Genomic DNA, 13,829 nt, shown 5'->3' with positions numbered 1-13,829 from the left:
CGTCCCATGCTCAGCGATGCAGAGTTGCGCTGGCGATTCGCGCTTCGACATCTTGCCACTGCGGATCTATGCAGGCTTGAACGCTATTAGTCGTTCCGGCGCCAGGATCGAGAACTCCTGCAAGATGGCGGTGCCGAGCAGCGCGGCGCCGTGATACACGCGCACCCTGCCCTGCTGCTCCGGCACGGCAACGTCTTCCTTGCCGAGCGCGAGACGCTGGCCGTTGAGGAATCGCTTGGCCAGCTCGTCGGTGAGCTGCACCGCCGGGAACGACGACAGCAGCGCGTCGACCGGCGCCAGCATCGACAGCGGCGCGGCATTGGCCTGCAGCGTTTCGAGCGTGACCATGCCGTCGACCGTCAGCGCGCCGACCTGGATGCGACGCAGCGCGTTGAGGTGGGCGCCGCAACCGAGCGCGTTGCCGATGTCTTCGCCGAGCACGCGGATGTAGGTGCCCTTGCTGCAGGTAACGAGCAGCTTCAGGAACGGCGCCTCGTAGGCGACGAACTCGAGTGTGTAGATGGTGACCGGGCGCGCCTCGCGCTCGAGCGTGATGCCTTCGCGCGCATATTCGTAATACGCCTTGCCGTCGCGCTTGAGCGCCGAATACATCGGCGGCACCTGCATGATCGGCCCGCGGAACTGCGCCAGCACCGCCTCGATCTGCGCGCGCGTCACGTGGACGTCGCGCGTGGCGATCGCTTCGCCTTCGGTGTCGCCGGTATTCGTGCTGATGCCCAGGTGGACCGTCGTCTCGTACGTCTTGTCCGCTTCCAGCAAGTCTTGCGAGAACTTGGTCGCTTCGCCGAAGCACAGCGGCAGCAAGCCGGTGGCGAACGGGTCGAGCGTGCCGGTGTGGCCGGCCTTCTTGGCGTTGAGCACGCGCTTGGCCTTGATCAGCGCATCGTTCGACGACAGGCCGACCGGCTTGTCGAGCAGCAGCACGCCGTCGACCAGGTCGCGCACGCGCTTCACATGAGGCTGCTTCATCAACGTTCTTGCGGTGCGTCCGGATCGGCCGGCACGGGATCGGGCTCGGCATCGGCGGCGCGGGTGGCGTTGGCCTGGTCGATCAGCAGCGACATTTCCATGCCGCGCGAGGTCGACGTGTCGTGCACGAAATGCAGCGCCGGCAAGGTGTGGATGTGCAGCAGCTTGCCCAGCTGGTTGCGGATGAATCCGGACGCGGCCTGCAAGCCGTCGTTGGTGTTCTTGATCGCTTCCTTCTTGTCGTTGAGCATGGTGTAGAACACCTTGGCATGCGCGTAGTCGGGCGTGATCTGCACTTCGGTGATGGTGACCATGCCGATGCGCGGATCTTTCAAGCCGGAGGCGAGGATTTCGGCCAGGTCGCGCTGGATCTGGTCGGCCACGCGCAAGCCGCGGGCGGGGATGTTTTTGCTGTGTTTAGCCATGATGAATAGAGCTTCTCATAAAAAACGCAGGGCGCCAATCAGCGTGTGCCGATTGACGCCCTGCGGTGCTGCGTAACAGCAAAATTACAGCGTCCGGGCGATTTCCTGAACTTCGAACACTTCCAGGGTGTCGCCAACCTGGATGTCGTTGTAGTTCTTCAGCGACAGGCCGCACTCGAGGCCGGCACGTACATCCTTGGCATCGTCCTTGAAGCGCTTGAGCGAATCGATCTCGCCGGTCCACAGCACGATGTTGTTGCGCAGCAGGCGTACCGACGAGGTCCGCTTGACCACGCCATCGGTGACCAGGCAACCGGCAACGGCGCCGACCTTCGACACCAGGATGACCTGGCGAATCTCGACCTGGCCGATGATGGTCTCGCGCTTTTCAGGAGCGAGCATGCCCGACAGAGCGGCACGGACTTCATCGATCGCATCGTAGATGATGTTGTAGTAGCGAATGTCCACGCCGTTCGACTCGGCCAGCTTGCGCGCCTGGGCATCGGCCCGGGTGTTAAAGCCGATGATGACCGCTTTCGAGGCCACTGCCAGGTTGACGTCCGACTCGGTGATGCCACCGACCGCGGCGTGGACGACCTGGACGCGCACTTCGTTGGTCGACAGCTTCTGCAGCGAGCTGACGAGCGCTTCCTGCGAACCTTGCACGTCGGTCTTGACGATGACCGGCAGGTTCTTGACTTCGCCTTCGCCCATGTTGTCGAACATGTTCTCCAGCTTGGCCGCCTGCTGCTTTGCCAGCTTGACGTCGCGGAACTTACCTTGACGGAACAGACCAATTTCACGCGCCTTGCGCTCGTCGGCCATGACCATCACTTCTTCGCCGGCAACCGGCACCTCGGTCAGGCCCTGGATCTCGACCGGAATCGATGGACCGGCTTCGGTGATCGGCTTGCCGTTTTCGTCGAGCATCGCGCGAACGCGGCCGAACGACGAGCCAGCCAGAATCACGTCGCCGCGGCGCAAGGTACCGGACTGGACGAGGATGGTCGCGACCGGGCCCTTGCCCTTGTCGAGACGACCTTCGACCACCAGGCCGCGCGCCGGCGCATCGATCGGCGCCTTCAGTTCGAGCACTTCGGCCTGCAGCAGCACTTGCTCGAGCAGTTCGTCTATCCCCTGGCCGGTCTTGGCCGACACCGGCACGAATGGCGACTCGCCACCGTATTCTTCCGGCAGCACTTGCTCGGCGACCAGTTCCTGCGTCACGCGGTCAAGGTTGCCGCCCGGCTTGTCGATCTTGTTGATCGCCACCACCAGCGGCACGCCGGCAGCTTTCGCGTGGGCGATCGCTTCCTTCGTCTGCGGCATGACGCCGTCGTCCGCCGCCACCACCAGGATGACGATGTCGGTTGCTTTCGCACCGCGCGCACGCATGGCCGTAAATGCTTCGTGGCCTGGCGTGTCGAGGAAGGTGATCATGCCGCGCGGCGTTTCGACGTGGTAAGCGCCGATGTGCTGGGTAATGCCGCCCGCTTCGCCAGATGCAACCTTGGCGCGGCGGATGTAGTCGAGCAGCGACGTCTTGCCGTGGTCGACGTGACCCATGACGGTGACAACCGGTGCGCGCGCAACCGACTCGAAGTGGGTGTGCTCGCCCTGGTCGGCCAGCAGCGCTTCCGGATCGTCCTCGGCCGCGGCAAATGCCTTGTGGCCCATTTCCTCGACGAGAATCATCGCCGTTTCCTGGTCGAGCACCTGGTTGATGGTGCACATCTGGCCCAGCTTCATCAACTGCTTGATCACTTCGGATGCCTTGACGGACATCTTGTGCGCCAGTTCGGCGACCGTGATGGTTTCAGGGACGTGAACGTCCTTGATGACCGCTTCGGTCGGCGCCTGGAAATTGGTTTCGCGGTCTTCGTTGTGCGAAGGACGGCGGCCCTTGGCGCCACCGCGCCAGCCATCGCGTCCGCCGGTACCGACGTTGCCGCGTGGCTTGATCGAGCCTGGCGCGCCGCGTTTCTTGGCGTCGTCCGACCAGGTCGACGACACATTGGCCGACTTGATCGACTTCTTGTCGGCGGTGACCGGCTTCTTGTCGGCAGCTTTCTCGCCTGGCTTCTTGTCGGCCGGCTTGTGCAGCGTGCCTTCTGGAACCTTCGGCTTCAGCGCGGCGACCGGCGGCGCGACTGGCTCGGGCGCCTTGATCGCGCGGCGCGGCGCATTCATCATCGCCTTGATCTGGGCAACTTCGTCGGCGACGGCCTTGCGTGCCTTGTCGTTCGCCTCGGCGCGGTCGGCAGCTTCCTTGGCGGCAACGGCGGCCTTGGCCTTCGCTTCGGCGGCGGCAGCTTTCTTCGCTTCGTCGTCGGCGGCAACGCCGGCGCTCGCAGCTTGCGCGACGTTGCGCTTGGCTTCCTCGGCCGCTTCTTTCTTGGCGTCGGTCTCGGCCTGCTTGGCCTGGGCTTCTTTTTCAGCGTCGAGCTTGGCGAGGCGATCCTGCTTTTCGCGCAGGTCAGCTTCCTGGCGCGCGATCAGCTCGGCCTGGCGGCGCGCGTCGTCTTCGCGGCGCGCCACTTCGGCGGCATCGATGACCGGCGCCACAGGGGCGGCCTCGACTACTGGCGGCGCGACCGGCTCGTCGCGCTGCACGAAGGTGCGCACTTTCTTGACAGCTACCTGGATCGTGCGTGACTTGCCCGAAGCGTCAGCCTGTTTGATCTCGGTGGTTTCTTTGCGCGTCAGCGTGATCTTCTTCTTTTCGGTGTCGCCCGCGGCGCCGTGGGTACGGCGCAGGTGGGACAACAACTTATCCTTATCATCTTTCGACAATGGATCTGACGTCGAACTTTTTTCGACGCCGGCAGAACGCAGCTGCGTCAGCAGCAAATCTGCAGGCATCTTCAGTTCGGTGGCAAATTGGGCTACATTGTTACTCGCCATTCAGTCCTCTTTTCTATGTGTCGCGGAGATGATAAAGATACTCAAATTAAGCCTTGGCCACTTCTGCCAGGCTCCAGGCTTTCGCCTGCAATGCCTTCGCGCGGTCATCGTATTTTGAGTCGACCAGCTTCATCTCATCGTCGGTCACATCATTAAATTCATTTGTGATCAGGTCACGCGCGCGCTCGGACGGCAACGCCAGGATGGCGCCGAATTCGTCGTACGCAAGGGCAGCAAAGGCGTCCAGGTTCTTGATGCCTGCCAGGCCCAGCTTGCCGGCCGTGGTGCGGTCCATGCCTTCCAGGTTGACCAGCTGCTCTTCCATGCCTTCGAGGCCTTCTTCCGACGCGATCGCTTCGGTCACCAGCGCATCACGGGCACGAGTGCGCAGCTCGTTGACGGTGTCTTCGTCGAACGATTCGATGTCGAGCATTTCCGAGATCGGCACGTAGGCGATTTCTTCCAGCGAGGCAAAGCCCTCTTCCACCAGGATGTCGGCCACTTCCTGGTCGACGTCGAGCTTTTCCATGAACAGCGCGCGCACCGCCGCAGTTTCCTGCGCCGATTTGTTTTCCGATTCCTCGGCCGTCATGATGTTGATCTTCCAGCCCGTCAATTCGGCTGCCAGGCGCACGTTCTGGCCCGAGCGGCCGATCGCGATGGCCAGGTTCTCTTCATCGACGACGACATCCATCGCGTGCTTTTCTTCATCGACCATGATCGACGACACGTTGGCCGGAGCCAGCGCGCCGATGACGAATTGGGCCGGATCGTCCGACCACAATACGATGTCGACGCGTTCGCCGCCGAGCTCGCCGGTGACGGCCTGCACGCGCGAACCGCGCATGCCGACGCAGGTGCCGATCGGGTCGATCCGCTTGTCGGCGGTGTAGACGGCGATCTTGGCGCGCACGCCGGCATCGCGGGCAGCCGATTTGATTTCCAGCAGGCCCTGCTCGATCTCAGGCACTTCGAGTTCGAACAGTTTCATGATGAAGTCAGGCGCGGTGCGCGACAGGATCACTTGCGGGCCGCGCATGTTGCGGTCGATGCGCAGGATGAAGGCGCGGACGCGGTCGCCAATGCGCAGGTTCTCTTTCGGGATCATCTGGTCGCGCGGCAGGCGCGCTTCGATCTTGCCCGATTCGACGATCGCGTCGCCGCGTTCCATGCGCTTGATGGTGCCGGTCACGAGGGCGTCGCCGCGCTCGAGGAAGTCGACCAGGATCTGTTCGCGCTCGGCGTCACGCACGCGCTGCAAGACCACTTGCTTGGTGTCCTGGGCGAAGCGGCGGCCGAACTCGACCGACTCGATCGGCTCTTCGATGTATTCGTCGACTTCGATGTCGGGGATCTGTTCGACCGCCTCGAAGTGAAGGATTTCCTGGTCCGGCAGCTGCAGGCCGGCGTCGTCCTGCACGACGTGCCAGCGACGGAAGGACTCGAACTCGCCCGACTCGCGGTCGATGGAGACGCGAATGTCGACTTCGCCTTCATAGCGTTTCTTCGTGGCCTGGGCCAGGGCGAATTCGAGCGCGCCGAAGACGACATCCTTATCGACGTTTTTCTCGCGCGCCAGCGCATCTACCAACAACAATACTTCGCGACTCATGCTTTGCCCTTCTTAAAATCCACCTGCGGCACCAAGCGTGCCTTATCCAAGTCGGCGAGCGTAAACTCCAACAGCGCCGGACCATCCTTACTTTCAAATTCCAAACCGATTTTGTCGCCTTGCGGCGCCTGCAGAACCCCGGTGTAGGTCTTGCGGTTGGCACTGCCGGCAAACGCGGTGCGCAGCTTGACGGTGCACTCCTCGCCGGCGAAGCGCTCGAAGTCGGCCATCGTGCGCACCGGGCGATCGAGCCCAGGCGACGAAATCTCGAGGCGCTCGTAAGCGACGTTCTCGACCGTCAACACGTGCGACAGCTGATGGCTGACGGTGGCGCAATCCTCGACCGTGATCAGGCCTTTTTCAGCCGCGTCCTCTGCAGTGAAGTCGATGTACACGCGCAAAATCCCGCGCTCGCCCCGCTCCACATCCACGAGGTCGTAGCCCAGGCCAGCTACTGTCTTGGCGATTAAATCAAACTGCTGCAATCGGCTCTCCAGATCCCAGGTCCGCGCACGGACCGCTAATACGATTTACCAAAAAAAAAATGGGCATCTGCCCATCTTCTTATATTCCTGCCAGATGAAAGCACTTGCATCAGACTGACGCTGAGCGGCGAAGAACTTTTATTCAGCTATAGATTATAACGCTTTTCACTTCGCCCCGCAATCGCTCGCGGTTCAAATGAACATTCAAACAACACTCGCCCAAACCAGGCCCGCGCCTTCCCGACATCGCTCCCGCGCAGGCGCGACCCCCTACCGAGCCGGATTGCTGAGTTAAACCCAAGCTCACCCTCGGCAGGGATTGCCGCCTTCGCGGGAAGTCAGGTCCGCCAATGGCGGGCATGACGGTTTTGCGGCTAACGAAGCTTTTAACCGCGGCGGCCGCGGCGCGGCAGGCCGTGGTCGGCGCCGCGCGGACCTTGCGGGCCCTGCGGACGGCGTGCCGAACCGGCGTTGCCGAACCCGAAGGTCGTCTGCAGCGGATCCGGCTGGCGCGCGCCTTTCGGTCCGCCAGCGCCACCGCCACCTGCCGACTGGCCGGGACGCCCGCCCGGACGCCCCGGCCCCTGCGGCCGGCCACCCTGGCCACCACCTTCAGGACGGCCCTGGCCCTGCGGCCGGCCACCCTGGCCGCCGCCTTCGGGACGGCCCTGGCCTTGCGGCCGGCCCTGTCCCTGCCCCTGCGGGCGGCCCTGGCCGCCGCCGGCGGTCGGATGGCCGCCCGGCATGCCGCCGAATCCGGCGCCGACCGGTGCTGCCTGTGGACGCCCGCCCGGACGGCCACCGCGGCCACGGCCGTTCGGCGGACCGAAAGGATCGGCATTGCGGTTGGCGTCGACACGGTCGATGCGGTTGCCGTCGTTGCGCATGTCTTCGTCGAGCACGCGCGGGCTGGCCGGGCCGCGGCCCTTGGCGCCGGAACTGCGCGCCTCGGGCGCGGCGCGCTCACCCTTGTCGCCTTTTTTCTCGACGCCGAACGCGGTCAACAGCGCGCGCACGTCGTTTTCTTCCAGCTCTTCCCAGCGGCCGCGTTTCAGGCCGCTTGGCAGGGTCATCGCGCCGTAGCGGGTACGGATCAGGCGCGACACGGTCAGGCCGATCGCTTCGAACATGCGGCGCACTTCGCGGTTGCGGCCTTCGCCGATGACCACGCGGTACCACTTGTTGATGCCTTCGCCGCCGCCATCGGCAATCTTGGTGAAGGACGCCACGCCGTCGTCGAGCTCGACGCCGGCCAGCAGCTTCTGGCGCATGCCTTCTTCCAGTTCGCCCAGTGTGCGCACGGCGTATTCACGGTCGATGTTGTAGCGCGGGTGCATCAGCCGGTTGGCCAGGTCACCCGAAGTCGTAAAGATCAGCAAGCCTTCGGTGTTGAAGTCGAGGCGGCCAACGGCCAGCCACTTGCCGGCCTTCATGGTCGGCAGGCGGTCGAACACCGATGGCCGGCCTTCCGGATCGTCATGGCTGACGATTTCGCCGGCCGGCTTGTGGTACACCAGCACGCGCGGCGGCTTGGTGCTCACCTTGCGGTGGACCAGCTTGCCGTTGATGCGCACCGCGTCCGACGGCAGGATGCGCTGGCCGATGTGGGCCGGCTCGCCGTTGACCGACACGCGGCCGGCGACGATCATGTCTTCCATGTCGCGGCGGGAACCCAGGCCCGCTTCGGCCAGCACCTTGTGCAGTTTCGGCGCGTCATCGTCGCTCGTCAGGTCGCGCTTGGCAGGTTTGGACGGCTGCACACGGCCGCCGTCGTTGGCGTCGTAGGCATCGGAAGTGACGTACGAAAACGCCGCATCGGCATCGTACGAGCTCGATTTTTTATGGTGCTGCAGGCCGGGATTGCCCTTCTTGTTCTTTTTTTGACGGATCTTGCCGTCGGAAATGCGCTCCGGGCGCGGGCCGCGCGGCGGGCGCGCTTCGGCGCCTTCGACCGGCTCGGCGGTAGCGATCGCCTCGGCACTGTTGTCAGCTGGCGCAGGCGCGAGGCGCGGTTCGCGCATCTGGCGCTCGGCGCGCATCTGGCGCGGGCCGCGCGGCGGACGCGGGCCACGCTCCTGGCGCATTGCATCGGCGCTGTCGCCGCGCTCGGCCGACTCGGTGATGGCTGCGGCGGATACTTCTGGCTTGGCAACCTGCACCTTGACGTTGCGCGGCTTGCGGGCAACGACGGGCATGTCCGCCGCGGCCGCGGCCGGCTGCGCCGTCGCCGACGCGTCGCCGTCGGCGGGCGCCGCTTTCGGCGCGGCGGCCTTGCGGGCGCGCGGCGGCGCAATGCCTGCCGCGGTATCGGCCTCGATCTGGGCCTTGGTGCGGCGCTTCGGCTTGGCCGCTACGGCCTCGTGCTTGCCGGCCATGTCGGCGGCAACTGTCTCTGTTGGTTTAGTTGGATTCATCGTTCGTTCTTGGTTGTTGACCAGTCGCAGCGTCAACCGGATTCTCTGGCGCGCGGTCGTGTGTTCGGACTTCAACCGGAATTTCCAGCGGTGAAGTGTCAAGGCCGGGCGTATCGTCACTGCCGCCTGCGCCGTCGGTGGCGGCCACCGGGGCCGCCGCTTTGTCAAAATTTTCCTGCAAGGCCGCTTCCAGCGCCTCCATCTCGAGGCCGCTGCCGCGCATGGCGGCCACTTCCTGCAACGGCGGCAATTGCGACAGTGTCGCCAGGCCAAGGTCGTCGAGGAACTGCCTGGTGGTGCCCAGCAACGCCGGGCGGCCGATCACTTCGCGGTAACCCAGCACGTCGACCCAGCCGCGGTCTTCCAACATCTTGATCGTCTGCGAGTTGACGGCCACGCCGCGAATCTCCTCGATGTCGCCGCGCGTGACCGGCTGGCGGTACGCGATGATCGCCAGCGTCTCGAGAGTGGCGCGCGAATACTTCGGCGGCTTTTCCGGGCTCAGGCGATCGAGGTACTGCTTCATTTCCGGCCGGCTCTGGAAGCGCCAGCCGGTCGCCAGGCTGACGACCTCGATGCCGCGCTGGTCCCAGTCGCGGCGCAATTCTTCGAGCATCAGCTTGATGGTGTCGGCGCCGACACCGGCGGCCATCGGGCGGCCGTTGTCGTCGACATCGACGAACAGCTTTTTCATGCCGTGGATCGACAGCGGCTCGCGGGCGCACAGCAAGGCGGTTTCGAGGACTTTTTTAGCCTCATCAGTATTCATAACGATGTCGTCAGCGGACCTTGCAATGCCATGGAAAGAAAATATCAAACAAAAACCACTCAACGAACCGCGGGACCGTCATCGAATGAGGCCGATTGGTAAAGAAAATTCGTTGAAACTGGAATCCGTTGCCGGGGCCGGAATGCGGCTGGCAGGATGGTACTGGTGGCGAGATCCGTACTCGGCCACACGGCTTTCCGCACACCTGGCGGGTCGCAAGCCGTTGATTTTCAAGCGAAACGCTTCGTCATGCGAGGCGCCGGGAGACCAGGCTCAGGGAGCGCGCCGCATCAACGATCGACATCGTCTCTTCAAAACTGCCGCCATTGTACCTGATAAAACGGCAGATGTGACAATCGGCGCGCTAGCACGCGCTGGGGGTTGTTGCAAGCTTGTCGGCGAGAATTGCCGATACGCCGAGGAAAGCCGGGTACTCGGCAGTGATGACGAAGGTCGGCACTTGTGCCAGGTAGTTGACGAAGCGCCCCTTCTGCTCGAAGCGGGCGCGAAACGACGAGCGCGCGAAGCGCTCGCCCAGGCGCGGCACGATGCCGCCGCCTATATAGATGCCGCCCTGCGCGCCGAGCGTGATGGCGAGGTTGCCGGCAACCGTGCCGAGCATGCCGCAAAATGCCTCGATGACCCGGTCGCACAGCGCGCATTCGCCGGCCAGCGCGCGCCGCACGATCTCGGCCACGCCGAGCCGGTCGTCGGGCTGGCCGCCGTGGTGGGCCAGCGCCCGGTAGATCAGTTCGATGCCGACACCCGACAGCAGCCGCTCCGCCGACACGTGGTCGAACTCGGTCCAGGCGAAGCGCAGGATCGCCACTTCGGCGTCGCTGGCGGGCGAAAACGTCACGTGGCCGCCTTCGCTGCGCAGCGCGCTCCAGCCGTCGCCGGCCGGAATCAGCCCGGAAACGCCGAGCCCGGTGCCGGCGCCGAGCAAACCGAGCGCGGCATGCGGGCGGGCCACGCCGCCGCCGACCTGGCGCTTCTGCTGCGCGCGAAGGTGCGGCAAGGCGCAGGCCAGTGCACTGAAGTCGTTGACGACGAGCAGCGTGTCGAAACCGCATTCCTGCTGCAGGCCGGCGATCGAAAACTCCCAATGGTGGTTCGTCATGCGCACCAGGTCGGCGTCGACCGGGTTGGCGATGGCGATCGCGGCGTGGCGGATCTGCCCGGCGCCGGCCAGCTCCGGCAACTGCAGGTAGGCGCGCAGTGCCGCGGCCAGGGTCGGGTAGCCGCCGCACGGCAACACGGCGATGCGCTCGATGCTGCCGGCGCCCGTTTCCAGCGCGAAGCGGGCGTTGGTGCCGCCGATATCGGCCAGCAGGCGCGGGCCGTCGGCATAGGAAATGGGGGTAACGGATGGCGGCGGCGCGGCCTGAAGCTGAACGGTCATGGTCGAAAAGGAAAAAGTGACCACCAAGCTTAAGGACTTATTGCCGCAGATGCAAGCAATCTTTGTACTTAAGGTACAACTTTGCAAAGGAGCAGCGCTGAACTCTCTCAGGCGACAGCCAAAAATCCGTAGTCAAGTTACGTTCCGGTCGCCTTATGGTGCGCGTTCCAGGCGTCGAGCCCGCCGTGCAGCGCCCGGGCCCGGTGAAAGCTGTTGGCAAGGAATTGCCGGGCGACCTGGGTGGCCGTGACATCGTTGGGGCAGCTGCAATAGACGACGATGTGGCTGTCCTTGTCGAGTGCGGTCATCAGTTCGCCGGTTGTGCAGTCAAGGTAGTTCAGCGCGCCGGGGATTGCCGCCTCGAGCTGTTGCGCGGTCAGGCTGCGGGCGTCGATGATCACCGGCGCGTGGCCGCCATCGAGCAAGGCGTGCAATTCCTGCAACTCGATGCGCTCGACCGGCTGCAGGCGCAGGAAGCGGCGCCGTTCGACATACTTGTACAGCACTAACAGCACGAGCAGGCCGGCCAGCGTCGACAAGGCGGCGCCGCCCATTGTCTCGAGTGACGCCAGCAGCCGGTCGACGCTGTTGTGGAACAACATGCCGGCGCCGACGCCGACGCTGCTCCACAACAGGCTGCCGGTAAAGCTGAACGCCAGGAAGCGCGGCGCGCTGGTGCCCATCGCACCGGCCAGCGGCGGGCCGACCGCATTAAATCCGGGGATGAACTTGGCGACGATCAACGACTTGACGCCGTAGAGGCGGAACTTGTCTTCGGTCTGGCTGACGCAGACATCGGGCGACAACGATATCTTGCACAGCAGCCGCAGCACGCGCTTGCCGTAGAAGCGTCCGGCGCGGAACCAGAAGAAGTCGCTGAGCATGCAGGCGGCCAGGCTGGCGGCAAGGCAGGCGGCCCAGCTGATCTCGCCGCCGGCCGCGAGCGCGCCGGCCACGATCAGCAGCGGCATCGCCGGAATCGGCAGGCCGATCTGCTCGACGAGCACGACGGCGAATACGATCAGCACGCCGTATTGCTGGATCAGGAGGACAAGTTGGGACATCACACCATGGTAACGGAATCTTCAAAGCGGCGTTCTAAAGCCGACGTCAGACCCCAGTTTTGAAACTCAGATGCCGCGCGGGATCGCACTGAGCAAGGTCTTCGTGTACGGGTGCTGCGGGTTGCGGTACAGCTCGTCGGAGTCGGCGAGCTCGACCACGCTGCCCTGGTGCATCACCATCACCTGGTCGGCCATGTACTTGACCACCGACAGGTCGTGCGAGATGAAGATGTAGCTCATGCCGAGCTCATCTTGCAGATCCTGCAGCAGGTTCAGCACCTGTGCCTGCACCGACACGTCAAGCGCCGACACCGATTCGTCGCACACCAAAATCTCCGGCTTCATCGTCAGGCAGCGCGCGATCGCGATACGCTGGCGCTGGCCGCCGGAAAACTCGTGCGGGTAGCGGTGGAACGCCTGCGCCGGCAAGCCGACTTTTTCCAGCAGCGCCTGCGCCATCGCGATGCGCTCGCTGTCGTTTGCGCCAATCTTGTGGATCCGCATCGGCTCGAGCAGGATCTGGCCGACGGTAAAGCGCGGATTGAGCGACGCGTACGGGTTCTGGAAAATGATCTGGATGCGCCGCTTGTACGGCATGTAGTCGCGCGCCGCCATCGAGATCAGGTCGCGCCCTTCGAACATGGCAGTGCCGGCGGTGGCCTGGTGCAGCCGCAGCAACGTCAAGCCGACGGTGGTCTTGCCGGAGCCCGATTCGCCCACCACGCCGAGCGTCTTGCCGCGCGCCAAGGTGAACGAGACGTCCTTGACGGCCTTGAACTCGCGCTTGCCGAACAAGCCTTCGCGCGTGAAGAAACTTTTCGCCAGCTTGTCGACCACCAGCAGCGGCACGTCGCCAGGCTCGCTGCCGCGCGCACGCTGCGGCTGGTCCGCCACGGCGGCGCCGCCGGCGATGTAGTCGTCGATGACCGGCAGGCGCATCGGCCGCTCGTCGAGGTTCGGGCGGCAATGCAACAGCGCTTTCGTGTAGTCGTCGGCCGGGAGCTCGAAGATCTGGCGCACCGGACCATCTTCGCGCACCACGCCGTGGCGCATGACGATGACGCGGTCGGCGATTTCGCCCACCAGGCCGAGGTCGTGGGTGATGAACAGCACCGACATCTGGCGTTTTTTTTGCAGGTCGGCGATGAGGCCCATGATCTGCTTCTGGATCGTGACGTCGAGCGCGGTGGTCGGCTCGTCGGCGATGAGCAGCTTCGGCTCGCAGGCGATCGCCATGGCGATCATCACGCGCTGCTGCTGGCCGCCCGACATCTGGCTCGGATAGGCGTCGATCTTGCGCTCGGGCTCGGGAATGCCGACTTCGCCGAGCAGCGCCAGCGTGCGCGCCCTCGCCTGCCGCTTGTTCATGCCCATGTGCAGGCGCAGCACTTCACCGATCTGAAAGCCCACCGTAAACACCGGGTTCAGCGACGACATCGGCTCCTGGAAGATCATCGAGATGTCCTTGCCGCACATGTTGCGCCGCTCGGCGGGCGACATCTTGAGCAAGTCGCGGCCGTCGAAGACGATGCTGCTGGCCGGGTCGACGACGCTGTTTTCGCGCGCCAGCAAGCCCATCACCGCGAGCGAGCTGACCGACTTGCCGCTGCCCGATTCGCCCACCAGCGCGACGGTGGCGTTGCGCGGCACGTCGAACGAGATGCCCTTGACGGCCTCGAAGCTGGTCTTCTTGTCGAGCCGGAACGAGACGCGCAGATTGCGCACTTGCAGCAGCATGTTGGTGTCGTTAGTCATGTGCCGCGC

General features: G+C 64.5%; 10 protein-coding genes. All 10 read right to left on the bottom strand.

Annotated elements, in window-relative coordinates; genetic code table 11:
* Positions 1 to 66: 66 nt before the first annotated feature.
* On the bottom strand, positions 67 to 990 hold the full coding sequence (truB, locus tag ACP7DD_RS11740) for a tRNA pseudouridine(55) synthase TruB (RefSeq protein ID WP_426174982.1): 924 nt from the start codon (positions 988 to 990) through the stop codon (positions 67 to 69).
* A complete protein-coding gene (rbfA, locus tag ACP7DD_RS11735; protein ID WP_099787974.1) occupies positions 990 to 1,415 on the bottom strand; it encodes a 30S ribosome-binding factor RbfA in 426 nt (141 codons plus the stop codon). Before rbfA ends, truB begins: the two co-directional genes overlap by 1 nt.
* 84 nt (positions 1,416 to 1,499) lie before the next feature.
* Complete coding sequence (gene infB, locus ACP7DD_RS11730) at positions 1,500 to 4,319, bottom strand: translation initiation factor IF-2 (RefSeq protein ID WP_426174981.1); 2,820 nt, start codon at positions 4,317 to 4,319, stop codon at positions 1,500 to 1,502.
* Between the two features lie 46 nt (positions 4,320 to 4,365).
* Positions 4,366 to 5,931: a transcription termination factor NusA gene (gene nusA, locus ACP7DD_RS11725; protein ID WP_426174980.1), complete on the bottom strand. Its 1,566-nt coding sequence runs from the start codon at positions 5,929 to 5,931 to the stop codon at positions 4,366 to 4,368.
* Positions 5,928 to 6,416 (bottom strand): ribosome maturation factor RimP, encoded by a 489-nt coding sequence (gene rimP, locus ACP7DD_RS11720; RefSeq protein WP_099787977.1) that lies wholly within the window; start codon positions 6,414 to 6,416, stop codon positions 5,928 to 5,930. The genes nusA and rimP overlap by 4 nt, the downstream gene beginning before the upstream one ends.
* 386 nt (positions 6,417 to 6,802) lie before the next feature.
* Positions 6,803 to 8,830: a 23S rRNA pseudouridine(2605) synthase RluB gene (rluB, locus tag ACP7DD_RS11715; RefSeq protein ID WP_426174979.1), complete on the bottom strand. Its 2,028-nt coding sequence runs from the start codon at positions 8,828 to 8,830 to the stop codon at positions 6,803 to 6,805.
* Positions 8,817 to 9,599, bottom strand: coding sequence for an SMC-Scp complex subunit ScpB (gene scpB / locus ACP7DD_RS11710; protein ID WP_426174978.1), 783 nt, complete (start codon positions 9,597 to 9,599; stop codon positions 8,817 to 8,819). Before scpB ends, rluB begins: the two co-directional genes overlap by 14 nt.
* 364 nt (positions 9,600 to 9,963) lie before the next feature.
* Complete coding sequence (locus tag ACP7DD_RS11705; RefSeq protein WP_426174977.1) at positions 9,964 to 11,001, bottom strand: glucokinase; 1,038 nt, start codon at positions 10,999 to 11,001, stop codon at positions 9,964 to 9,966.
* A 137-nt stretch (positions 11,002 to 11,138) separates the two neighbouring features.
* Entirely contained in the window at positions 11,139 to 12,065 is a 927-nt protein-coding gene (locus ACP7DD_RS11700) for a VTT domain-containing protein (RefSeq protein ID WP_426174976.1), read from the bottom strand.
* Positions 12,066 to 12,131: 66 nt separating this feature from the next.
* A complete protein-coding gene (locus ACP7DD_RS11695) occupies positions 12,132 to 13,820 on the bottom strand; it encodes an ABC transporter ATP-binding protein (protein ID WP_426174975.1) in 1,689 nt (562 codons plus the stop codon).
* Positions 13,821 to 13,829: the final 9 nt, after the last annotated feature.

Origin of the sequence: Massilia sp. TWR1-2-2 (assembly GCF_049897565.1) — a bacterium.
In the GTDB taxonomy this organism is placed as follows: domain Bacteria; phylum Pseudomonadota; class Gammaproteobacteria; order Burkholderiales; family Burkholderiaceae_D; genus JAFCUW01.
This window is presented reverse-complemented; position numbering and strand designations above follow the sequence as displayed.